We start from the raw sequence: 23,211 nt of genomic DNA, 5'->3' as shown, positions 1-23,211 counted from the left end.
TTTTGCCAATCAATGAAATTATTTAAAAACAAATAAATCATAATATAGTATGACGCTAGTAGAAATTGAAGGAGAAAAATATTATAAAATAGAAAACAGCGACACCTTAAGACCTTTTTTTATGAGCATCGTTAGTGATTCTGATCATTGGATGTTTATATCAAGTAACGGAGGCCTTTCGGCTGGAAGAAAAAATGCTGATTTTGCCCTTTTTCCCTATTATACCGACGATAAAATTACCGAATTGGCTGATATTACAGGAAGTAAAACAATTTTCCAAATTCGTAAGGGTCAACAAAAATGGATATGGGAGCCTTTTACAGAACGTTTTAATGATACGTATTCCTTAACGCGAAATCTGTACAAGAGTTTTTATGGGAACAGTATCCTATTCGAAGAAATTCACAACGATTTTCAACTTACATTTCGATACCAATGGAGTTCAAGTCACCGTTTTGGATTTGTGAAAAAGTCAAGTTTGATAAGCCATTCCAATGATAGTTATGATATTACTTTTTTAGACGGACTCCAAAATGTAATGCCACATGGTGTGAATAGCGATCTGCAAAATAGTACAAGTAATTTGGTTGATGCTTACAAACGAAGTGAACTGCATTCTGAGAGTGGGTTAGGGATTTTTGCTTTAAGTGCTATTATTGTAGACAAAGCTGAACCTAGCGAAGCCTTAAAAGCGAATGTGGTTTGGTCCTTAGGTACAACACAACCCGTTTATTTGCTTTCTTCAAAACAACTCCCGGAATTTAGAAAATTCAAACAACCTTATACAGAAACGGACAGCAAAGGTGAAAAAGGGGCTTATTTTATTTCTAGTCAGTTACAATTGGCTTCTAATGCCTCAAAAACTTGGAATTTCGTTGCCAATGTCAACCTAAATCAAGCGCAAGTATTGGAACTTTGTGAGGCTATTATTCACGATGCAACACTAGAACAACAGCTTACAGATGAGGTGTTATTGGGCACTCAAAAGTTAATTGCTTTAAATGCAGCGGCTGATGGTTTACAATATACTGCTGACAAACGTACTGATGCACGCCATTTTTCAAATGTACTATTCAATAGTATGAGAGGAGGAATTTTTGATGAAAATTATCAAATCGGAAAAGAAGATTTTGTATCCTATTTTGAAAAGGCAAATGAGCAGGTTTTTCAAAAAAATGCATCTTTTTTTGATAGCTTAGACCAAGAATTCAGTTATATAGAGTTGTTGAAGACAGTACAGCAACTTGAAGATAAAGATGTAATCCGACTTTGTACAGAATATTTGCCACTCAAATTTAGTCGAAGACATGGCGATCCTAGCCGCCCTTGGAACAAATTCTCCATCAATACCCGAAACGAAACAGACGGTTCAAAGGTGCTTGATTATCAAGGGAATTGGAGGGATATTTTTCAGAATTGGGAAGCTTTGGCGTATTCCTATCCTAATTTTATTGAAGGAATGATTCATAAATTTTTGAACGCCTCAACCTTTGATGGTTATAATCCCTATCGAGTGACCAAAAGTGGTTTTGATTGGGAAGCCATAGAACCTGACAATCCTTGGTCGTATATTGGGTATTGGGGTGACCACCAAATCATCTATTTGTTGAAGTTTTTAGAGTTTTCTGAAAAGTTTTATCCTGGTAAACTACAAGACTATTTTGATAAAGATTACTTTGTGTATGCTGCAGTTCCCTACATAATCAAACCGTATCAAGATATTTTGTTAAATCCAAAAGATACGATCGAATATAGTCATAGTTGGGAAAAGACAATTCTGAATCGCAAAGCACTATTAGGAGCAGATGGAGCTTTATTGTTTACATCAAAAAATGAAATTCATCACGTCAATTTCATAGAAAAAATACTGGCAACACTATTGGCAAAATTGTCCAATTTTATTCCTGAAGGCGGTATTTGGATGAATACACAACGTCCAGAGTGGAACGATGCCAACAATGCTTTGGTAGGAAATGGAGTTTCAATGGTAACCTTATATTATTTGCGCCGTTTTATTACGGCTTTCGATAAGATGCTCGATGGTTATCCTAATGAAAGCATCAAAATATCCAATGAGTTGTTTAATTTTTTCCAATGTGTTTCAGAGTGTTTTATTCAAAATGAAACAGTACTTCATGGTAAAATTAGTGATAAGAAGAGAAAAGAGATTTTAGATGAGTTAGGTGAATCCGCTTCAAAATACCGTTTGCATATTTACACTTATGGCTTTTCAGGTCAAAAACAGGTATTGGATATTGCTGATCTAAAGGAATTTTCAGCCATTACTTTACAATTTTTAGATCATACTATTGCTGCTAATAAACGTGAAGATCAATTATTTCACGCTTATAATTTAATGTCTGTAGTAAATGATGGCATTTCTGTTTCCTACTTGAGTGAAATGCTCGAAGGACAAGTGGCGGTACTTAGTTCCGGTTATTTGAGTGCCAACGAAGCCTTACAAACGGTTGATGCTTTGCGTAAAAGTGCCTTATATCGTGCCGATCAAAACAGTTATATTTTGTATCCAAATAAAGAATTGCCTAAATTCTTGGAGAAAAATTGCATTCCTGAGGTAAGCATCAAAAAATCGAAACTGCTTTCTCAGTTAACTGCAGATGCCAATGTTGCAATAATCAATAAGGATGTTAAAGGTACTTTTCATTTCAATGGAAATTTTCATAATGCAAATGATGTCAAAAATGCCTTACTACAACTTCAAAAAATTGACAAATACCGCATTCTTGTGGAGCAAGAATCAGGATTGGTCCTTCAAATATTTGAAGAAGTCTTTAATCATAAAGCATTTACAGGACGTTCCGGAACTTTTTTTGGGTACGAAGGCTTAGGGTCTATTTATTGGCATATGGTTTCAAAATTGCATTTGGCTGTTCAAGAAGTGGTTGAAAAAGCCTCGGTACAAAATGAATCTGACGCTGTAGTACATGCTTTAACCGCTCATTATTTAGCAATAGGTGATGGCATTGGTGTTCATAAAACACCTGAAGTATATGGTGCCTTCCCAACAGATCCTTACTCACATACGCCAGCACATCGAGGGGCACAACAACCAGGGATGACAGGACAAGTAAAAGAAGACGTATTGACCCGTAGAGGAGAACTTGGGTTGCAGATAAACGAAGGGGTTTTAACTTTTCATCCTACTTTTTTAAACAAGAATCAGTTTTTAAATCAACCTGAAGAAGGACTTTTTTATGATCTTCATAACAAGGCCTATACACTTACTTTGCGACCACAAAGCCTTGCATTTTCTGTTTGTCAAGTGCCTGTCATTTATCAAATAGGACTCGAAAATAGTGTTGAGGTGCATTTTAAAGACGGAAAAGTCGAAATCATCAATTCCTTATCCCTAGATCAGGAAATGAGTCAAATGCTGTTTCATCGTACAGGAGCTATTGTTTTACTAAAAGTTTGTTTAAAAGATTTATAAAATGAAAGCCACAACACTACTTGCCCTTGTACTTGTACTTATCTTTTGTAATTGTAAAACCAATGCAACAAAGTTAACTGCAAAAGAAAGTAGGCCTAATCAGCTAACTGCTGCCACACTCTTAGGAAATGCAAAATACCAAGCGATTTGTTATGGTGGCTACCGCACAAAATCTCGGGATAGTGTTCCAACAGTTGCACAAATTGTAGAAGATCTAAAGCTACTTTCGGCTATGAATATTAAGGTTTTAAGAACCTATAATGTGCATTTTGCTGAAACTTCCAATCTATTAAAAGCAATTCGTTTGTTGCAAAAAGAAAATCCTTCTTTTGAAATGTATGTTATGTTGGGTGCTTGGATAGATTGTAAAAACTCATGGACAACCAAGCCCTTGATTCGAGACCAAGACAGCGATCGGAATCCTATTGAAATTAAGGAGGCTGTTCGATTAACCAATGCATATCCCGATATCATTAAAATTATAGCAGTAGGAAATGAAGCTATGGTTAAGTGGGCATCAAGTTATTATGTACAACCTAGTATTATCTTGAAATGGGTAAATCATTTGCAAAAATTAAAAAAAGAGGGTGGTTTACCTAAAGAGGTTTGGATCACAAGCTCGGATAATTTTGCTTCTTGGGGAGGTGGTGACAAAGAATATCATGTAGCGGATTTGACTCAATTGCTGAAAGCGGTTGATTATATATCAGTACATACTTATCCCATGCATGATTCGCATTACAATCCGCAGTTTTGGGGTGTATTGAAAGAAGAAGCATCACTTTCGGAAAGGGAAAAAATTGATAAAGCGATGCTTCGAGCTAGAGATTATGCTATTACTCAATTCACCAACGTTCACAAGTATATGAAGTCTTTAGGGATTGATAAACCTATTCATATTGGTGAAACGGGTTGGGCTTCGGTTTCGAATGAATTCTATGGTGATTCAGGCTCTAAAGCTACTGACGAATATAAAGCAGCTGTCTATTATAAATTGATGAGAGACTGGAGTGACAAATCTGGTGTTTCTCTTTTTTACTTTGAAGCTTTTGATGAACAATGGAAAGACAGTAATAATGCACTAGGTTCTGAAAATCATTTTGGATTGATCAATTTGAAAGGACAAGCTAAATATGTTCTATGGGATTTGGTAGACAAAGGAGGATTCAATAACCTAACCCGTGACGGAGCACCGATTACAAAAACGTATCAAGGAAATGAAAAAGCATTGTGGGTAGAAGTCAAAACACCACCTCTTCTTAAATAAGCTAGAGCTATAATTGATTGAAGCATTAGCACGAAAATCCAATTCTAATTCAAATAAAAAATAGTTTGTTATGAAAAATAATAATTCAAGCCTTGTAAAAAAAGTACCAATGGGGCAAAAAATAGCTTTTGGGTTAGGAATGTTAGCCAACCAAATGTTTCCAGCAGCCCTCGGAATCTTTATGGTGGTTTTGGTAGAAAATTTAGGAATGCCTTCTTGGATGTGGGGGGTGTTATTTTTTGTGCCTAGAATTGTAGATGCTTTTTTTGATCCAATCATGGGTTTTATTTCAGATAATACTAAATCGGTGTGGGGAAGAAGGAGACAGTATGTTTTTATCGGCTCTATTATTATGGGTATTTCATTTGTGACGATGTGGCAATTGTATAGAGAGGATAGTGTGTTGTATAATTTTACTTTTTTTCTGATTTGGTCATTATTATTTCATATTGGACTTTCTATTTTTAGTGTTCCCTATGTAGCCATGGGATATGAAATGAGTGATGATTTTCACGAGAGAACCAATATTATGGCTATATCACAATGGATTGGACAATGGGCTTGGGTAATTGCTCCATGGTTTTGGGTCATTATGTATGATCCTTCTTGGTTTCCTAATGCCGATACTGCTACAAGAACTTTGGCGATATGGGTGGGTATCATTTTCATGCTTTTAGCAATGGTACCAGCTATTTTTATCAAAAGCAAATCCACGCAATTTGATGATAAGTTAGAACCCTTAACATTCAAAACCATTGGCGGAAGTTTGAAAGAAATTTTGCTTAATTTCAAAGAGGCTTTTAGTAATAGACCTTTTCGAAAACTGTGTGTGGCCACTTTTTTTATTTTTAATGCTTTTAATACCGTTTCAGGTTTTACTTTTTTTATCGTAGTCTATTATTTGTTTAATGGCGATACTACCGCCTCGGGTATTTGGCCAACACTTTTTGGTTGTTTAGGAGCTTTGTCTACTACTTTTATCGTTATTCCTATTGTGGCATGGATGTCTAAAAAAATCGAAAAAAAGAAAACTTTTTTGATCTGTCAAGGAATTTCCATTTTTGGATACATCTTATTATGGTTTCTTTTTATTCCGGGTAAACCCTATATGTTTTTGTTTGCTTTACCATTTTTTTCCTTTGGAATTGGTAGTTTGTTTACTATGATGATGTCCATGACAGCTGATGTATGTGATATGGATGAGTTAGTATCCGGTAAAAGAAGAGAAGGTGTTTTTGGAGCTATTTATTGGTGGATGGTGAAGTTTGGTTTTGCAATTGCCGGTCTTTTAACGGGAGTCATTATGTCGGCTGTTGCTTTTAAAGCTGGAGCCGCAACTCAACCTGAGGGTGCTGTTACTGGTTTGCGTTTGTTTTTCTCTGGGATCCCTATTTGTGGAACTTTGATTGCCATGTGGGTAATGAAAGATTATGATCTAAGCGAGGAAAAAGCGAAAGAAATCAAAGAAGCTTTGAATCAAAAAAACAGCTTGGAAAGTTAGTTAATTACTTGTAACCACTCATTTTAATGCAAGAGGTTAATAATTGATTTTATGGTAAATTTGTAACTAAAGTCTATTGTTTTTTGGAAAAATTAGTTTCTTTGATCAAAGAAATTAATCAAAAACCATACTATTTTGTTAGTATTGCTTTTGTTTTTACTGAATTTTTCGTCACTTAAAGGTATGATTTTTTGTAAAAATCTACTAGCCTAAGCATTACATAATGAAATGGTTTTGAATCAAATAAAGAATTAAGAAATGAGAAATAAACGAATACTTTTGGTGCTACTAAGTCTGATAATGCAAATTTCTGGAATTTTGGCGCAAAATAAATCAAGATATACTGCAGTAAGCTTGGATAGGAAAGTGACCGCATTATTAAAGAAGATGACACTGGAGGAAAAAGTAGGACAACTCAATCAATACAACGGTTTTTGGGACGTGACCGGACCTAAACCTCAAGAAGGGAAAGCCGCCAAGAAATACGAAGATTTAAAAAGAGGATATGTAGGTTCAATGCTGAATGTAAAAGGCGTGAAAGATGTACGAACTCTGCAAAAAATAGCCGTAGAAGAAACACGTTTGGGAATTCCGCTTTTGTTTGGTTTTGATGTTATTCATGGTTATAAAACGATAAGCCCTATACCGCTGGCTGAATCGGCTAGTTGGGATTTGCAAGCTATTAAAAAATCGGCTGCAATGGCAGCAGAAGAGGCTGGTGCTGTTGGAATCAATTGGACTTTTGCGCCCATGGTCGATGTGTCAAGAGATGCGCGTTGGGGTAGAGTAATGGAAGGAGCAGGTGAGGATCCTTTCTTAGGAAGTTTAATTGCAAAAGCAAGAATAGAAGGTTTTCAAGGTGATTTTAGTTCCAATAAAAATATATTGGCTTGTGCCAAACATTTTGCAGGATACGCTTTTGCCGAAGCAGGAAAAGATTATAACACCGTTGATATTGGTGAATCTACTTTGCATAATGTAGTATTGCCTCCATTTAAAGCAGCGGTTGATGCAGGTGTTTTGTCGTTTATGAATTCTTTTAATGAACTTAATGGAATTCCAGCCACTGCCAATGCCTATTTACAACGCACAATCTTAAAAGGTGATTGGGGATTTCAAGGATTTATGGTTTCGGATTGGGGCTCAATTATGGAAATGCAAAATCATGGCTATACTAAGGATCTCAAACAATCGGCTGAATTTGCAATCAATGCAGGGTCTGATATGGATATGGAATCATATGCTTATATCGATCATTTAATAGAATTGGTTCGCGAAGGGAAAGTAAAAGAAAGTACGATAGATGAAGCCGTTAAGCGAATTCTAAGAACCAAGTTTTTGTTAGGTTTGTTTGATGATCCCTATAAATACTGTGATGAGTCTTATGAAGCAACCACTGTTGGCAAACCCGAATTCCAACAAACCGTTTTGGAGATGGCCAAGAAGTCAATAGTTTTATTGAAAAACAATAACGAACTTTTGCCACTAAAAAAATCAGGGCAAAAAATTGCTTTAATAGGTGCTTTGGCTTCAGATAAAACAAGTCCTTTAGGAAATTGGCGATTGGCTGCTGATGAAAATTCTGCCGTATCCGTTCTTGAAGGGATGCAAGTCTACAAAGAAAATGAGTTACTCTATGCCAAAGGAGCCAATGTGGTAACAGATGAACCCAAATTTGTTTTTGAAGCCCAACTCAATACCACCGATAGAAGTGGTTTTCAAGAAGCTATAGCTGCAGCTCAAAAAGCTGATGTGGTAGTGATGGTTCTAGGCGAACATGGATTGCTGTCAGGTGAAGCGAGAAGTAGAGTTGATATTGGTTTGCCTGGGGTGCAACAAGAATTATTAGAAGCTGTTTTTGCTGTCAATAAAAACATTGTTTTGGTACTTCAAAATGGACGACCTTTGGCTATCCCATGGGCAGATGAAAATATTCCCGCAATTGTTGAGGCATGGCAATTAGGTACACAAAGTGGGCATGCCATTGCTCAAGTGCTTTATGGAGACTACAATCCAAGCGGAAAATTGCCTATGAGTTTCCCACGAAATGTAGGTCAGGTCCCCATTTATTATAACTATAAAAATACCGGTAGACCACAAGCTTCAGATCCTGGAACTGTTTTTTGGTCTCATTATATCGATGAAAAAAATACTCCTTTATATCCTTTTGGATACGGATTAAGTTATGCAAAATTTGAGTATACAGATTTGAAATTGTCAGCACCTTCATTCAAAGACAATGGAAAAATTGAAGTGTCAGTAACCGTTAGGAATTCGGGTAAAGTAGCCGGTAAAGAAGTGGTTCAACTTTATATACGTGATTTGGTTGCTAGTGTTACTAGACCTGTTCTAGAGCTTAAAGGTTTTGAATTGATCGAATTACAACCCAATGAATCCAAACATGTAAGCTTTACCATAGATAAAAAAATGGTGGAATTTTATTCAGCAAACAATAAATGGGAGGCAGAAGCTGGGGAATTTAAAGTATTTGTGGGGGGCAATTCGGTACAAACCTTAAGTGCTAATTTTGAACTATTAGATTAAGTTCGAAAAATACAATCAATTTGTAAGCCAAACGCTTTAGATATGGCTAGAATGATTAGTCCAAGCACCAAAATAGTAAATGATTTTTTATGTAATAAATTTATTGTGATTTCATTTGACAATGTTTACCCTATAATACTAATAATTTTTTGTGCTAAAACTGAAATATTCAAGGAAAACTAAAGCTCACAAACTATTTTTGAAGAAATAACGGTTTTTTAAGAGAAACATCTAATAAAAAAAAACGAAAAAAAACTTTGATTTTGTAAAAAAATGTTAAATTTGAATCATTAACAATCTAAAACAGTTAACGCCTATTGTAAAAAAATACTTTTTAGAAATCCCAATTCTATTTAACCTTTTAAAAAGTATGACTATGGCTACCTACAACCTAACTGATGCGGCATTAGTTCAAGAGTATATTTCAGGAAATGAAAATGCCCTTGAGATTTTAATCAAAAGACATGAATCCAAGATTTTTGGATTTATTTATTCCAAAATTCTAGATCGTGATTTGGCGAATGATATCTTTCAAGATACCTTCATCAAAGTGATTCGAACACTTAAATCAACCACCTATAACGAAGAAGGTAAGTTTTTGCCTTGGGTAATGCGAATCGCTCACAATTTAATTATTGATCACTTTAGAAAAAACAAGAAAATGCCGATGTACAGAGAGACCGAAGATTTTTCAATTTTCTCTGTGATGTCTGATGATGCTTTAACTATAGAAAACCAAATAATAGCGCATCAAGTCGAATCAGATTTACGACGTCTTATTCATGAACTACCTGATGATCAAAAAGAAGTATTGATGATGCGTATGTATCAGGATATGAGTTTTAAGGAAATCTCTGAAATTACAGGGGTTAGCATCAATACTGCACTTGGTAGAATGCGCTATGCTATTCTTAATTTAAGAAAAGTTATCGACAAGCATCAAATTATTTTGACGAATTGATACTAAAAGATAAATTGTGGCGTTGTATTTTGATTATCAATACAATCACTTATTTATCTTTAACATCTATGGCCAAAATTTACTCTAAAAAAAATGCCCCTTCAAAAGATTTAAAACCCAAAAAAGAAGTAATCTCTTTTCTTTTGAATTATTCCAAAGCTTTAACAGTCTTGAAAACAAAGACAAATGACTTTGAAGTACTTTCTAATTAATGAGTTAATTCCGTTTTTTTGTTTAAAAATGCCTAAATGCAGACTAGTCTAGACTGTTTTTAGGCTTTTTAGTTTTTTAAACCCAGAATCCGCATTAGACTTCGTAGCAAAACTGAATTATTCAATAAAACCAAGAGCTCACGGACTATTTTTGAAGAAGGAAACAACGTTCAGCGAATACCTATGTTAGATATATACCAATGAGCTACTACTTTTGTATTTTGAATTTAAAAATAGGAGAATCAAGCGTAGCGTATCTTGAACTCCTCTCAAAAAATATAAACTCGTGAAAAAAGCTCCTGATTTTGAAGAAGAAATTCATTCACTGAACTCCGCTAAAAAATAAAAAAATGGTGAAGTAATTTAGTTGTAGTAGATTTCTAATGCGTAATCTGGGTTAAATGATTATTTTCCTTTATGATACGAATCAATAACCGTTTTTCGACCAATTGTTTTGGTAATGATATCTTTCTCTAAATCCCAACCTCTCGCAGGAGAATATTCTCTGCCATACCAAATAATTTGCAAGTGTAAGTCGTTCCAAAGTTCCTCAGGAAACAAGCGTTTGGCATCTTTCTCGGTTTGAACCACATTCTTTCCGTTGGTCAAATTCCATCGGTACATTAATCGATGAATGTGTGTATCTACCGGAAAAGCAGGTACTCCAAAAGCTTGTGACATCACCACACTTGCTGTTTTATGTCCCACAGCAGGCAATTCCTCTAGCGCTTCAAAATTCTGGGGCACCTCACCATTATGTTTCTCAATTAAAATTTTCGACAAACCGTGAATACCTTTTGATTTCATAGGGGATAAGCCACAAGGACGTATAATATCTTTAATCTCTTCTACGGATAATTTTATCATATCATACGGATTATCCGCTTTGGCAAACAGCAGTGGTGTTATTTTATTCACCCGCACATCAGTGCACTGCGCCGAGAGCAAAACAGCGACCAATAAAGTATAAGGATCCTTGTGGTCTAAGGGAATCGGAATGGTTGGGTATAATTCTTTTAACGTATTTATAACAAATGTTACGCGCTCCTGTTTGGTCATTTTATTACTTTTATAAAAGGTAAAAATAGGCCATTTTTTATAATGTGCCTAATCAGCTGTATGTTGTAAGCCCTTTTTTAAAACTGTATTTTTGTAGGGCCAAAGATGAGTCCGATGGCTTTTGGGATGGTCGTTCTTTTTTATTAAAAAAAACAGTTTTTCATTCCTGGCTTTCCACTACCATCTGGGGTATAACACGTTCCTATAACGATTACGAATAGCAATAAACTATAAACTATAAACTATAAACCATAAACTATAAACAACCTTTAAATCATTAGCATCAAAATATGACCACATTACAAAAAGGAGATCAAGCGCCATCATTTTCAGGAGTTGATCAAGACGGAAAAACACATCAATTAGCAGATTATGTCGGAAAGAAATTAGTCGTTTTTTTCTACCCAAAAGCCAGTACGCCAGGTTGCACCGCCGAGGCTTGTGATTTAAGAGACAATTACGCTAGATTTGAAGCTCAAAATTATGCTTTGCTTGGTGTGAGTGCCGACAGTGCCAAAGCACAAGCCAAATTCAAAGACAAATACGAATTTCCATTCCCATTATTGGCAGACGAAGACAAAGCTGTGATTCAGGCTTTTGGTGTTTGGGGACCCAAAAAGTTTATGGGTAAAGAATACGATGGAATTCACCGTACCACTTTTGTTATTGATGAAAAAGGAATCATAGCGGAAGTAATTACCGATGTAAAAACAAAAGTACACGCTTCGCAGATTTTAAAATAAAATCAAATTTAGAGCTAACAAGTATGCCAAATGAGTCTTTTTCATTTGGCTTTTTAATGGTATTAAACTTGTTTATGTAAGTGATTTTATAGCGGATATTGCGTATTTTTAACCTAATAATAAAATCAATACGATATGAAAAACATAAAGATCTTATGGATGATAGTATGCTGTTTTACTCTAAACCTAGGTTATGGGCAAAATACGAATCCAAAGTATGATGCCGAATTGGCCAAACAATTAGGGGCAGACGAGTATGGCATGAAGCGTTATGTTTTTGTGCTTCTAAAAACGGGTACTAATACTACCACTGATAAGCAATTTATTGCAGATTGTTTTGCAGGTCATATGGCTAATATTTCTAAATTGGCCGCCGCTAAAAAATTGATTGTAGCAGGACCCATGGGTAAAAATGAGGCTAATTTGAGAGGAATTTTTATCTTGAATGTCACTACAATGGAAGAAGCCAAAGAATGGTTAGAAAATGATCTTGCTATAAAAGCCAATCTTTTAAGCGTCGAAATGTTTCCTTGGTATGGTTCCGCAGCATTGTCAGAATATTTATCTATCCATGATAAAATATGGAAAATAAATCCATGAGTTAAGATAAAGCCGCTTCATTTATGGTGAGCGGCTTTTTTTGAATTATTTAGTAAGCGTTAAATCATAACCATATAGGTGTTCGTCACGAACAAATCCCATTTTGTGATATAAATTTTGTGCAGCAAAATTGTTTTTGGCAGTTCGTAATCTAATGATGGGAGAGCCAAGTTCAAGAGCTAATTTTTTTGTTTCTTCAATTAATGCTTTTGCAGTCCCATTTTTTCTAATGTTAGAGTCTACAAATATATCGTTTAGAATTACTATTTTACTTAGTAATAACGATGAGAAAGTAATATAATTGAGCGCAAATCCAATAGCTCTATCTTGTGTGTCAAAAGCCATAAAAACGATCGCTTCATTATTTTCAAGTCGCTCTTTTAAATACGCTTTGTGCTTTTCTAAATCAGAGTTTTTTTTATAAAACACTAAATATTGGTCAAATAAAACGGTTAATGCATCAATGTCTTTTAATGTAGCTTTTCGTATCATAACTGTTTGTATTTATGAGGTTTACAGTTAAAAATACGATTTTATTTTATATTGAGCAAAAAAATGAATAAACTTTGATTTTTAGAAAAATAGCTGTTTTCTTTGTTTTTAATGAATAAAAGGGATTAAAATTTTAATTGATATACTTCGTCTAAGTCTTTGTTTGAACTAATATTTACTTTTAGATCGGTAACAAAACCGGAGTTTAAACCATATACCCATCCGTGTAAAGTAAGTTCCTGATTGTTTTTCCAAGCAGCTTGCACAATGGAGGTTTTTGCCAAATCAAAAACTTGTTCCTTTACATTTAATTCTACAAAAGTATTAAAGCGTTTGTCTAGATCAGGGATAGAATCAAGGTATTCATAATGCAATCGATATACATCTTTGATATGGCGAATCCAATTATCTATAATTCCAATTGAACTATTTTCCATAGCTGCTTTGACGCCACCACAACCATAATGTCCGCAAACTAGCACGTGTTTTACTTTTAATACATTAACTGCATAATCCAGTACACTTAACATATTCATATCGGTATGAACTACCATGTTGGCAATATTTCGATGAACAAATACTTCACCTGGTTTTGCACCAATGATTTCGTTGGCAGGAACACGACTATCAGAACAACCAATCCATAATAATGGAGGCGTCTGTCCTTTGGCTAAATCTTGAAAATAATTGGGGTCTTCGGCTAAACATTGCTCTACCCATTCTTTATTATTGTCTAATATTTTTTTATAAAAATCACTCATTTTCACTAATGTATTTAAAAGGTTTCTTTTTCTATTACTTTTCGTTTTACAAAATCATAATGGTGTTCAACGGTGACATGATTAGTGTTTACGGTGTTTTCGAGTTGGTATTCATCTTTAAAGTTTTTTAATTTTACTTTGATGTTGAGGTCTTTGGATCTAATTTCTTTAAATTCGTTAATTAAGTCCAAAACGTCATGGGTAATATATACAGTATCTTTGGCGTCGATGATAACTTTTGAATTTTCAGGTATCTTGGCTAAGGTTGATTTTATCGCTGCTTTATTAAGAAAAGAAACTTCTTGAGCTAAGTCAATATGAATAATGTCCCCATCTTCATATTCCTCTTTTCTAAAACTGTAAGCTCTTTTTAAGTTACCTCTCAAGATAAAAAGAATGCTGATGACAATTCCTAGCGCAACACCTTTGAGTAGATCAGTAAATACTACAGCTAATAAAGTAGCGATGAAAGGAATAAATTGATATTTTCCGTAATGCCAAAAATGTAGAAAAGTAGCTGGCTTGGCTAGTTTGTATCCTACTAATAAAAGAATAGCGGCAAGAGTTGCTAGCGGAATTTTGTTTAAAACAGAAGGAATCGCTAATACACTAATTAAAAGTAATACACCATGAATAATAGCAGCCATTTTTGATTTGGCCCCTGCATTATTATTGGCTGAAGTTCTAACAACCACTGAAGTCATAGGTAATCCACCTAAAAGTGAGCTTATCATGTTACCAATTCCTTGTGCTTTGAGTTCAACATTGGGATTGGTGTATCTTTTCTGAAAATCCATTCTATCAGCTGCTTCAATACATAATAAGGTTTCTATAGAAGCAACAATTGCTATGGTTAAAGCGACCACCCAAACCTTTTGATTCGTGATGCTCGAAAAATCGGGAGTGATAATTATATTTTTAAATTCTTCGAAGGAAGTTGGAATAGGTAACGAAACCAAATGTTCTTTTTGTATGGCTAAAGTGCTGCCACTAGCTATTAATGATTCATTTAAAATCACACCAACAACTACAGCAACTAAGGCGCCAGGAATTAATTTTAGTTTTTTCAAAGCTGGAAGTTTGTCCCAAGTAATCAATATAGCAAGTGAAATAAGGGTGATGAGTATTGAACCTAATTGTATATAATCAAAGAAACCTACTAGAGAAGAAAAAGTATTACTTCCGTCGGTTTGAAAAAAGGCTTCATCGCCTTCAAAGTCTGTGTCGTATCCAACGGCATGGGGTAATTGCTTTAAAATAATAATGATTCCTATACCAGCCAACATACCTTCAATTACATTATTTGGAAAATAATTAGAAATACTTCCCGCTTTTACAAAACCTAATAGTAGCTGAATAACACCTGCTAAAAATGCGGCTAACAAAAAGACATCAAAAGCTTTAAAGTCCGTTACTGCGGTCAGTATAATTGCGGTTAATCCTGCCGCAGGACCAGAAACACTAATGTGTGATTGACTCAAATAGCCTACAATAATTCCTCCCACTACACCCGAGATAATACCTGAAAACAATGGCGCTCCAGAAGCCATTGCAATACCCAAACACAAAGGAAGGGCTACTAAAAAAACCACTAACCCTGCTGCAAAATCAGAGTTAAGGTTTGCAAATAAGTTGATTTTTTTGGACATTTTATTCTGAAATAGATAATTAATTGAAAATTTGTTCTTAGTGCAAACTAAAAACAGCCTTGACAGAGGAACTATATATTTCGTGGAGGAGGAGTGTTTATTTTTTGAATATAATTAGTTGGAATTGAAAAAATATCAAAAAGACGAATTGGGCTAGTAGTGCTAATTGGACTTTTTTGGGTTTCAATAGTTGTTAATTGTTTGAATGGGGCCAATTTTTCCCTTTCATTAGTGTCATCCTCTTCTACTATTGTTTCTTTACTATAGCCACTAGGTATTTTTTTTTCAATTATAGATACAATTGTAGGCTTGAATAAAAACAAGAGTAGTAAAAAGACAACTATGTTTGTAAATGGCCTCATTTTTTTGCAAAATTAAAATGTAAAAATACATAATTAAATATAGAGGCTTGCCATGAATTTGATAATATAATAAAAGGGAGTCGATTCTTGTCGATTTTATTGGTTTTTGGCTTCTGAATTTAGACTTTTTAACGGCGAATTGCTGTATATTTATAAAAATTCATAATTTTTTACTATTTTCTTTTATACCCTAATTTTTTAGGGGGTAAATAATTTAATTACAATTATTTTTTAAACATAGCCCTTAAAATATTTGAATATATGTAACAAAAAGTTAAAATTTATACAAAATACCCATTATCATTTTTATAAAATTTGCCAATTAAAATAGGATTTTGCTAGTATTTTGGATTCAAATTTTTGATTTGATAATTCTTCGTTAAAATCAGCAAAAAGTGCTTTTTTTTTAGAAGGTCTTCAAAAAAAAGGTAATAAATTCGTCAAAGAAAAAGGAAAAAAAACCTACAAAAGGTACTTTTTTTAGGTTCGATTTTTAGCTAAAATCATATCGCATACCAAAAAACTTTAACCAAATAATTGAAATTTTAACCAAAATTAAATGCACATGAAAAAAGCCACCTTAATTTTAACTTTATTGCTTTCGTCTAATTTTATTTTAGCCCAAGAAGAAGTAAAAACAACCCCAGCGACAACTTTTGCTGGTTCAGCCGATGCTTATTATAAATATGATTTTGCTAATAAACCTTCCAATAATAAAACCAGTTTTACCAACTCTAGTAATTCTTTTGAATTGGGTATGGCTTCTGTTGAAGCTTCTCACAAGTTTGGTAAGGCTTCAGTATTTGTTGATTTAGGATTTGGCAAAAGAGCTGCTGATTTCTCATACAATGATACTTCAGCAAATGATAATGCTACTTTCTTAATCAAACAGTTGAGTTTTACCTATGAATTCTCAGATAAGTTTAAAATAATTGCAGGTAGTTTCGCTACTCATGTTGGCTATGAGTTGGTCGATGCAGTTGATAATAAAAACTACAGTATGTCCTATGCATTTACCAATGGACCTTTCTTTAATACTGGGGTGAAAGCACAATATACAGCTGGTAAATTTGGATTGATGGCAGGTGTTACTAACCCAACAGACTTTAAAACGGCTTTGGATAGTGGTACAGATCAAAAAACGTACATTGCTCAACTTTCTTATACTGGAGAGACTGGTGCCGTTTATTTCAACTTTACATCAGGTAGTAATAATCCAGCTTCCGAAACCAATGCCACACAATATGATATTGTAGCTACAAAGAAGTTAGGTGATAAATTTGCCTTAGGATTCAACGGAACTTATGCTTCTTTAAAAGATGATACCGATACTTCACTTGATGCTAGTTGGTTTGCTCTCGTAGGTTATGCTAATTATTTGTTTACAGATAAAGTGAGTTTGGCTTACAGAATTGAATATTTTGATTATAAAGATGCTGCAAAATATGGTATAGTTGATAATAATGTTTTTGCAAACACTTTGTCTTTAAACTTCAAAGAAGGAAATTTTACTTTCATACCTGAAATTCGATTAGATTCTTCATCTAAAGATTTTTTCACTAAATCAAATGGAAGCGCTACAGGAAGTGCAGCTAATATCTTGTTTGCAACAACCTATTCATTCTAATTACAATCTATTTTTTTTCTGTCATGATACTTTAATTTAAAGTGTTGTGACAGTTTTTTTTATACTGCTTGATTTTCTATTTGAAATCAAGCAGTATTTTTTTAGTTAGTATAATATTTTTTTCTAAACCAAAAGGCTAAATTAACTAAAGCTATTAATGCTGGAACTTCTACCAATGGACCAATAACTCCAGCAAAAGCTTGACCACTATTGATGCCAAAAACACCTATACTAACAGCAATGGCTAGTTCAAAATTGTTTCCTGTGGCAGTAAAAGCAATGGCAGTAGCTTTAGAATAATCGGCTCCAAAATACCTGCCTGCAAAAAAACTAAGAACAAACATCAGACTGAAGTAAACCACTAAAGGAATAGCGATTCTAATAACATCTAACGGAATTTGAATTATCAATTCTCCTTTAAGACTAAACATTATAACTATTGTAAATAATAGTGCAATTAAAGTAACCGGAGAAATCATTGGTAGGTATTTTTTATCAAACCATTCTTGTCCTTTCATAGCAATTAAGCCGTATCTGCTAAGTATTCCCAATACAAATGGAATTCCTAAATAAATACCAACACTTTCTGCAATTTGACCAATGCTTATAGAAACATCAAATCCAGAATAACCAAAATATGGTGGAAGTACCGAGATAAATAGGTAAGCGTAGACACTGTATAATAAGACTTGAAATATACTATTTAAAGCGATTAGACCTGCTGCATATTCTCGGTTTCCGTCGGCCAAATCATTCCAAACCACAACCATTGCAATACATCTCGCTAGCCCGATTAGGATAACACCAATCCTATATTCTGGATAGCCATTTAAGAAAAGTAATGCCAAAAAAAACATCAATATAGGTCCAATAATCCAGTTTAAAAATAAAGAAGTTCCAAGTACTTTGGTGTTTTGAAAGACCTCGTTGATTTTGCTGTAGTTTACTTTGGCTAGTGGTGGGTACATCATAATAATCAATCCAATGGCTAATGGGATATTGGTGGTTCCGCTTGAAAAGGAATTGATAAAAGTACTACTTGAAGGAATAAAATACCCAATGCTTACGCCCAAAGCCATAGCTAAGAAAATCCACAGCGTTAAATTTTTATCTAAAAAACCAAGTTTTTTTCTCTTTACAACGGGTGTACAATTATTTGCTGACATATTATTATAAGGATTTAATTTGACTAAAAACATACAATAACTCGGTAGCAATTTGTAGGCTTCTTTCCTGATATTTTTCTGCTTGTAAAGGGGTATTGTCAAAAGCTTTTGGATCCTCAAAAGTGATGGGGATTCTTTTTTCGGCTCCTGCAATAAAAGGACAGCCACCATCTGCTTGCGTGCAGGTTAGAATGGCTGCAAATTCACTTTGCGGATTAAAATCGTCTTCATAATTTTTTGAGAATCCGATTATGGGGTGCTCATTGGTAGTGTATTTTATGGCGTAAATTGGATTATCGCTTTTGCTGATAACTTTTATTTCAAATCCTGAATTGGTCAATGTTTCGGCTACTTTTGGAAATAAGGCTGTGGCTTCTGTACCGCCAGAATAACAAAATACATTTTTGATATTGTAATATGCAGCTGCAGTTTGAGCCCAAACTTGCGACAAATGACTTCTTCTAGAATTATGGGTACAAATGAAGTTGAGGCGAATAGGTAATCCACTGTTAGCTTTAGATTGGATGAATTGAACAAGTGGTGCTACAACTTGTTTTCTTTCCTCGGAAATGGTGTCAAAGCTGAGTTGTTCTATAGTTGATTTTATTTTTGGAAACATAAAATAGAATTTAAAATGTGATATGTATTAGCAACAACTTCCTCCAGGAATGCAAGTGTTTTTAGAAGTAGTCAATTCTTGTAGAGAAATAGGTTGTTTTTCGGCTGGAATGCCACAGTTATCTTGCGCTAAACAATTGGTTTGTTTGCTTAGTAATAAAAAATGATTGCCATTGAATCCTAAGTCATATTTTCCGATAGTCTCGTTTTGGTATTCTACTTCAATTTCTAGATCTTCAATTCCAAGTACTTTTTCTGAAAGATTGATGATGTTTAGTAATTTGTTTGGTTTTAGTCGGTGATCCGTATCATTGGCGTTCCATAATTGAAAATTGACTACTTTTTCTTCTCGTACCGTTCCACCGCAATCAATAAATTTTTTGCTGATGATTCCAACTTCGGTCACATGAAAATGTATGGGTACCATTTGTCCGTTGGGTAAACTAAAGTTGACATCCTCTAGTTTTTCTAAGATTGTTTTTACTTCAGAAAGCTTCATGATTATTTGAATTAAAAGTTTAGCAACATGTTTCGTTTGGATTACAATCGTTTGGTAAGCCAGAACTTGATTTTGACGTTACCATTTCAAAAAAGGTCTTGATTTTTTCAAATCCTTGTTCATTTATACAATAGCAAATAGCATTTCCTTCAATATTTCCTTTGATCAGTCCTGCATTTTTTAATTCTTTTAAATGCTGAGAAACTGTAGGTTGTGCCAATGGTAGTTCATTGACTATCTCTCCACACATGCAAGACTTAGATTTAAGTAAGAATTCTAAAATTGCTATACGAGCTGGATGTCCCATAGCTTTGGCTAAAAGTGCAATTTCATTTTGATGCTCTTTAAAATGTTCTGTTTTGGATGCGCCCATTGTTATATTTTAATATCGCAATATTACGATAATAAATAGAAATAAAAAATGGTTTTTGAAAAGAAAACCATTTTTTAAACGTTAATTTATTATTTACCATTCAAAGACCAGTCATAAGCGCGGGTCATTACTTTGTAAGTAGTCTCAATTTTTTTCTCTAAAAAGATATTGATGAAATCTATTTCGTTAAAGTAACCCGTTACAAAATCGCCTTTGTAGGTTTCGAACATTTTAGGTAATTCAATAGAATTGGTATTCTTGAAAATTTTGTAAAAATCTTTGTCGTTTATATACAACCTAGCGCGTTGTTTGATTTGATCGTTCACTTGTTCTGGAGTATAAGCAGCGTTCAAAAGTGGAGCATCGCCGTTGGTTCCTTTGCATAATACAAAATGAACTCCTGCATCAGCTATGATTTCTCTCAAAATCGTGTTTTCAATATCATCAAGAGTGAGTTCTTGTTTGGCTACAACAAATGATTTTTCATTAAAAAAACCTGGAATGGTATTCACAGAAACAATAGGTAGTTTTTCAACTACAGCTTTGATAACTAATAAGTTGTAGGCGTTGATCCAAAAAGCTTTGGCTTCTTCTTTGGTTTTAAATTCTGTTTTTAACTTTGAAATATTGTCCAAAATGTAAATTAATTCTCCGGGACTTTTCTTTAATTGAGCATAATTTACCTTACCTTCTGGAGAAACATTTTTCTTCAAAAATTCGTTGGTTTGTTCAAAAAAATCAGTTAAAGTTTGAGCTTGTGAATAAGAAGTAAGGATTAAAAAGGAAACTAGTAATACAATTTTTTTCATATAGATTTGGGTTTTCATGGTATTATATTGGTATATTCATTTACTAATAATTGGGCAAATAAACTAATTTTTTTGAAACAAATTATATTTATTTAATTAAAAATTTGACGAGTAATTGTATGTCTTTTTTTGAAGAATACACATCTGTTCTTTTTTTGTTTTTTTTGTTGAAGTATTGTATTTAAATTTCTAAAATTCACTTATAATTATGTTGTTTTTACCATATTTTGACATTAAATAATGAATTGCTATTTTTTTTCTTTTTTCTTATTCCTTTACCGTATACGAAATCGATTTCATTTATTTTGTATGCATGCATAATATATCGTTTTCTTTTGCTATTTTTGATTCCAATAAAATCTATACTATGGAAAAACAATCGTTACAATCTCTTTTACAAATCTCGCATCCAGTGATTATGGCTCCTATGTTTTTGGTATCGAATACAAAAATGGTAATCGAAGGTATGAAGAGTGGAATTGCAGCATGCATCCCAGCATTGAATTATCGCACACTTGAAGAATTACGTGCTTCAATAATTGAATTAAAGCAAGCCAAAGTGTCGGGTGGTAGTTTTGGGTACAATTTGATTGTAAACAAGTCTAATGTAAAGTACAAAGAACAACTACGTGTTTTGTGCGAAGAAGGAGTAGATTTTATCATTACTTCTTTGGGTTCACCTGAGGAAACAATTGCTGAAGCTCACAAAGTTGGTATCAAGGTTTTTTGTGACGTTACGGATTTATCTTTTGCAAAAAAAGTAGAAAGTTTAGGTGCCGATGCTATTATTGCAGTCAATAATCAAGCAGGTGGACACCGTGGAAATATAGACCCAGAAACCTTAATTAAGTTATTGAATGAGCAAACAAGTTTGCCCGTAATCTCTGCTGGAGGAGTAGGGAGTAAGGCCGATTTGGATAAAATGTTAAGTTATGGAGCCGTTGGTGTCTCTGTTGGTAGTCCTTTTATAGCTTCAAACGAAGCGAGCGTTTCTCAAGAATACAAACAAGCTTGTGTGGATTATGGAGCGAAAGATATTATTATGACAGAGCGTATCTCGGGAACTCCGTGTACCGTAATCAATACGCCTTATGTGCAAAAAGTAGGTACCAAACAAACTTGGCTTGAAACACTTTTGAATAAAAATAAAAGCTTGAAAAAATGGGTAAAAATGATTCGTTTCTATATCGGGATGAAAGCCACCGAAAAAGCAGCAACTCAGGTTACCTACAAAACAGTATGGGTTGCGGGACCTAGTATAGAAGATACTACTGCTATTTTACCCGTGCAACAGATTGTTCAAAAATTGGTGGGTTAGTATGTACGAAAAGATTTATTTAGTTCTTATTCGTTTTGTAGAAAAGGCAACATTGTTTAAGGTTTTGTTCAACTGGTCACCAATGTACCGAAGAAGTTGCGGAAAAATCACTTATGTTTCAAAAGATTTGCACACGGTTCGCATTAAAATTCCTTTAAGTTATAAAAACAAGAATTATGTAGGTTCCATTTTTGGCGGAAGTTTGTTCGCTGCAACCGACCCCATTTATATGATTCAGCTTATGCAAATTTTAGGGAAAGACTATGTGGTTTGGGATAAAGCTTCTGTTATTCGATTTCGTAAACCTGCTTTCAGTGTGGCTTATGCTGATTTTCATTTTACCAGTGATGAAATTGCAGAAATTCAACAAAGAGTTGCCGAAGAAAATGAAGTGAACTACGTCAAACAATTGTTGATTACCAATGCTAATCAAGAGGTGTTTACAGAATTAGAAAAAACCATTTATATCAGTAGCAAAGCGCACTACAAGCAAAAACTTCAAAAAAAGAAAACCTCAAAAGAGCCTTCTTAATAGTACAGCCTAAAATCCAAAAGCTGACACAAAGCGTATTGTTTCTCGAACAGTCTTTCGACTACGTCTGTTATGTCGTCTTCCTTTTGGCACAAATCAAAAAAAGTTTTGTCGAGCAAATGACTGCTTATCAAGGTCGAGGCTATACCGTAGCCCGAAACGGCTCTTGCTCCTGTAATGTCCAAAAAGTATTGGGCCTCTTCTTCGTCTAAGTCCAATACTTTTGCATTGGCAAAGTGAATGATTTTACCTTTCATTTTGCCTTCAAATAGTTCTGCAATTTCTTCCAAACTATAAAAGTAATCATTCAGGCAAATCGTATTGGCTTCTCCAGGCATCACCAAATAAATGATTTCGTAGGCCTGAAAATTATTGTCGTCATAGAGCAAGGTACTCAAGCTTTCTTCAAGACCTTCAATCGTATCACAAGACTTATAAATACTCGTTAAACCTTGTTCAAAAGCCATTCTTTCAAGGTTTTTGATTACGGCTGTTTGTTGTTCAAAGTCAATATCGGGAACTCCTTCGAGGCAGAAAATAAACTTTTCTTGGTGCATAACGTCTTGTTTAAATAGGTTACAAAAATATTCTTTCTTTTTGGGATTCTGATTTTTTGTACAAATCATTCTTCTTTCAAATGAGAATTTTTTATCAAAAAAAAATCCGT

Annotated in this window: 20 protein-coding genes; 10 read left to right on the top strand and 10 right to left on the bottom strand. The window is 34.1% G+C overall.

Features of this window, described 5'->3' with window-relative positions; all coding sequences use genetic code 11:
* Positions 1–49 precede the first annotated feature (49 nt).
* From ACSVH5_RS02580 to ACSVH5_RS02560, 5 genes are all read left to right on the top strand, one after another.
* Positions 50–3,451, top strand: coding sequence for a hypothetical protein (locus tag ACSVH5_RS02580; protein WP_438059902.1), 3,402 nt, complete (start codon positions 50–52; stop codon positions 3,449–3,451).
* Between the two features lies 1 nt (position 3,452).
* Positions 3,453–4,718 (top strand): glycosyl hydrolase family 17, encoded by a 1,266-nt coding sequence (locus ACSVH5_RS02575; RefSeq protein ID WP_438059901.1) that lies wholly within the window; start codon positions 3,453–3,455, stop codon positions 4,716–4,718.
* 70 nt (positions 4,719–4,788) lie between these two features.
* Complete coding sequence (locus ACSVH5_RS02570) at positions 4,789–6,219, top strand: MFS transporter (protein WP_438059900.1); 1,431 nt, start codon at positions 4,789–4,791, stop codon at positions 6,217–6,219.
* Between the two features lie 258 nt (positions 6,220–6,477).
* A complete protein-coding gene (gene bglX, locus ACSVH5_RS02565; RefSeq protein WP_438059899.1) occupies positions 6,478–8,763 on the top strand; it encodes a beta-glucosidase BglX in 2,286 nt (761 codons plus the stop codon).
* A gap of 376 nt (positions 8,764–9,139) precedes the next feature.
* Positions 9,140–9,724 (top strand): RNA polymerase sigma factor, encoded by a 585-nt coding sequence (locus ACSVH5_RS02560; protein ID WP_438059898.1) that lies wholly within the window; start codon positions 9,140–9,142, stop codon positions 9,722–9,724.
* 617 nt (positions 9,725–10,341) lie between these two features.
* Here ACSVH5_RS02560 and ACSVH5_RS02555 read toward each other — a convergent pair.
* The gene (locus ACSVH5_RS02555) at positions 10,342–10,995 is read right to left on the bottom strand and encodes an endonuclease III domain-containing protein (RefSeq protein ID WP_438059897.1); all 654 of its coding nucleotides are present in this window, start codon (positions 10,993–10,995) and stop codon (positions 10,342–10,344) included.
* A gap of 290 nt (positions 10,996–11,285) precedes the next feature.
* On the opposite strand from ACSVH5_RS02555, the gene bcp reads away from it, so the two are divergent.
* Both bcp and ACSVH5_RS02545 read left to right on the top strand, forming a co-directional pair.
* Entirely contained in the window at positions 11,286–11,738 is a 453-nt protein-coding gene (gene bcp / locus ACSVH5_RS02550) for a thioredoxin-dependent thiol peroxidase (RefSeq protein WP_438059896.1), read from the top strand.
* A 135-nt stretch (positions 11,739–11,873) separates the two neighbouring features.
* Positions 11,874–12,338, top strand: a complete 465-nt coding sequence (locus tag ACSVH5_RS02545) for a YciI family protein (RefSeq protein WP_438059895.1) — start codon at positions 11,874–11,876, stop codon at positions 12,336–12,338.
* 45 nt (positions 12,339–12,383) lie between these two features.
* Here the strand turns inward: ACSVH5_RS02545 and ACSVH5_RS02540 are convergent, their stop codons facing one another.
* The 3 genes from ACSVH5_RS02540 to ACSVH5_RS02530 all read right to left on the bottom strand — a co-directional run bounded on the left by ACSVH5_RS02540 (position 12,384) and on the right by ACSVH5_RS02530 (position 15,240).
* Positions 12,384–12,830, bottom strand: coding sequence for an N-acetyltransferase family protein (locus ACSVH5_RS02540; protein WP_438059894.1), 447 nt, complete (start codon positions 12,828–12,830; stop codon positions 12,384–12,386).
* A 125-nt stretch (positions 12,831–12,955) separates the two neighbouring features.
* Positions 12,956–13,591, bottom strand: a complete 636-nt coding sequence (gene can, locus ACSVH5_RS02535; RefSeq protein ID WP_438059893.1) for a carbonate dehydratase — start codon at positions 13,589–13,591, stop codon at positions 12,956–12,958.
* A gap of 14 nt (positions 13,592–13,605) precedes the next feature.
* Entirely contained in the window at positions 13,606–15,240 is a 1,635-nt protein-coding gene (locus ACSVH5_RS02530; RefSeq protein WP_438059892.1) for a SulP family inorganic anion transporter, read from the bottom strand.
* A gap of 927 nt (positions 15,241–16,167) precedes the next feature.
* Here ACSVH5_RS02530 and ACSVH5_RS02525 point away from each other — a divergent pair.
* Entirely contained in the window at positions 16,168–17,229 is a 1,062-nt protein-coding gene (locus ACSVH5_RS02525) for an outer membrane beta-barrel protein (protein ID WP_438059891.1), read from the top strand.
* 101 nt (positions 17,230–17,330) lie between these two features.
* On the opposite strand, the gene arsB is transcribed toward ACSVH5_RS02525, so the two are convergent.
* From arsB to ACSVH5_RS02500, 5 genes are all read right to left on the bottom strand, one after another.
* Entirely contained in the window at positions 17,331–18,395 is a 1,065-nt protein-coding gene (arsB, locus tag ACSVH5_RS02520; protein WP_438059890.1) for an ACR3 family arsenite efflux transporter, read from the bottom strand.
* 4 nt (positions 18,396–18,399) lie between these two features.
* Positions 18,400–19,014, bottom strand: coding sequence for a low molecular weight phosphatase family protein (locus ACSVH5_RS02515; protein WP_438059889.1), 615 nt, complete (start codon positions 19,012–19,014; stop codon positions 18,400–18,402).
* 27 nt (positions 19,015–19,041) lie between these two features.
* Positions 19,042–19,512, bottom strand: a complete 471-nt coding sequence (locus ACSVH5_RS02510; protein ID WP_438059888.1) for a DUF6428 family protein — start codon at positions 19,510–19,512, stop codon at positions 19,042–19,044.
* 19 nt (positions 19,513–19,531) lie between these two features.
* On the bottom strand, positions 19,532–19,885 hold the full coding sequence (locus ACSVH5_RS02505) for an ArsR/SmtB family transcription factor (protein ID WP_438059887.1): 354 nt from the start codon (positions 19,883–19,885) through the stop codon (positions 19,532–19,534).
* A gap of 89 nt (positions 19,886–19,974) precedes the next feature.
* Positions 19,975–20,694: a DUF547 domain-containing protein gene (locus ACSVH5_RS02500; protein ID WP_438059886.1), complete on the bottom strand. Its 720-nt coding sequence runs from the start codon at positions 20,692–20,694 to the stop codon at positions 19,975–19,977.
* A 367-nt stretch (positions 20,695–21,061) separates the two neighbouring features.
* Between ACSVH5_RS02500 and ACSVH5_RS02495 the strand changes: the two genes are divergently transcribed.
* Positions 21,062–22,012: an NAD(P)H-dependent flavin oxidoreductase gene (locus ACSVH5_RS02495; RefSeq protein WP_438059885.1), complete on the top strand. Its 951-nt coding sequence runs from the start codon at positions 21,062–21,064 to the stop codon at positions 22,010–22,012.
* Position 22,013: 1 nt separating this feature from the next.
* A complete protein-coding gene (locus ACSVH5_RS02490; RefSeq protein WP_438059884.1) occupies positions 22,014–22,544 on the top strand; it encodes a DUF4442 domain-containing protein in 531 nt (176 codons plus the stop codon).
* Here ACSVH5_RS02490 and ACSVH5_RS02485 read toward each other — a convergent pair.
* A complete protein-coding gene (locus ACSVH5_RS02485; protein ID WP_438059883.1) occupies positions 22,541–23,101 on the bottom strand; it encodes a DUF6642 family protein in 561 nt (186 codons plus the stop codon). The two genes, ACSVH5_RS02490 and ACSVH5_RS02485, sit on opposite strands and share 4 nt — an antisense overlap.
* Positions 23,102–23,211 lie beyond the last annotated feature (110 nt).

Origin of the sequence: Flavobacterium sp. RSSA_27, assembly GCF_051547125.1 — a bacterium.
GTDB lineage: Bacteria > Bacteroidota > Bacteroidia > Flavobacteriales > Flavobacteriaceae > Flavobacterium.
This window is presented reverse-complemented; position numbering and strand designations above follow the sequence as displayed.

Coding starts and splice junctions, on each gene's coding strand:
- ACSVH5_RS02580 (WP_438059902.1), top strand. CDS start 50: ATGACGCTAGTAGAAATTGAAGGAGAAAAATATTATAAAATAGAAAAC.
- ACSVH5_RS02575 (WP_438059901.1), top strand. CDS start 3,453: ATGAAAGCCACAACACTACTTGCCCTTGTACTTGTACTTATCTTTTGT.
- ACSVH5_RS02570 (WP_438059900.1), top strand. CDS start 4,789: ATGAAAAATAATAATTCAAGCCTTGTAAAAAAAGTACCAATGGGGCAA.
- bglX (WP_438059899.1), top strand. CDS start 6,478: ATGAGAAATAAACGAATACTTTTGGTGCTACTAAGTCTGATAATGCAA.
- ACSVH5_RS02560 (WP_438059898.1), top strand. CDS start 9,140: ATGGCTACCTACAACCTAACTGATGCGGCATTAGTTCAAGAGTATATT.
- ACSVH5_RS02555 (WP_438059897.1), bottom strand. CDS start 10,995: ATGACCAAACAGGAGCGCGTAACATTTGTTATAAATACGTTAAAAGAA.
- bcp (WP_438059896.1), top strand. CDS start 11,286: ATGACCACATTACAAAAAGGAGATCAAGCGCCATCATTTTCAGGAGTT.
- ACSVH5_RS02545 (WP_438059895.1), top strand. CDS start 11,874: ATGAAAAACATAAAGATCTTATGGATGATAGTATGCTGTTTTACTCTA.
- ACSVH5_RS02540 (WP_438059894.1), bottom strand. CDS start 12,830: ATGATACGAAAAGCTACATTAAAAGACATTGATGCATTAACCGTTTTA.
- can (WP_438059893.1), bottom strand. CDS start 13,591: ATGAGTGATTTTTATAAAAAAATATTAGACAATAATAAAGAATGGGTA.
- ACSVH5_RS02530 (WP_438059892.1), bottom strand. CDS start 15,240: ATGTCCAAAAAAATCAACTTATTTGCAAACCTTAACTCTGATTTTGCA.
- ACSVH5_RS02525 (WP_438059891.1), top strand. CDS start 16,168: ATGAAAAAAGCCACCTTAATTTTAACTTTATTGCTTTCGTCTAATTTT.
- arsB (WP_438059890.1), bottom strand. CDS start 18,395: ATGTCAGCAAATAATTGTACACCCGTTGTAAAGAGAAAAAAACTTGGT.
- ACSVH5_RS02515 (WP_438059889.1), bottom strand. CDS start 19,014: ATGTTTCCAAAAATAAAATCAACTATAGAACAACTCAGCTTTGACACC.
- ACSVH5_RS02510 (WP_438059888.1), bottom strand. CDS start 19,512: ATGAAGCTTTCTGAAGTAAAAACAATCTTAGAAAAACTAGAGGATGTC.
- ACSVH5_RS02505 (WP_438059887.1), bottom strand. CDS start 19,885: ATGGGCGCATCCAAAACAGAACATTTTAAAGAGCATCAAAATGAAATT.
- ACSVH5_RS02500 (WP_438059886.1), bottom strand. CDS start 20,694: ATGAAAAAAATTGTATTACTAGTTTCCTTTTTAATCCTTACTTCTTAT.
- ACSVH5_RS02495 (WP_438059885.1), top strand. CDS start 21,062: ATGGAAAAACAATCGTTACAATCTCTTTTACAAATCTCGCATCCAGTG.
- ACSVH5_RS02490 (WP_438059884.1), top strand. CDS start 22,014: ATGTACGAAAAGATTTATTTAGTTCTTATTCGTTTTGTAGAAAAGGCA.
- ACSVH5_RS02485 (WP_438059883.1), bottom strand. CDS start 23,101: ATGCACCAAGAAAAGTTTATTTTCTGCCTCGAAGGAGTTCCCGATATT.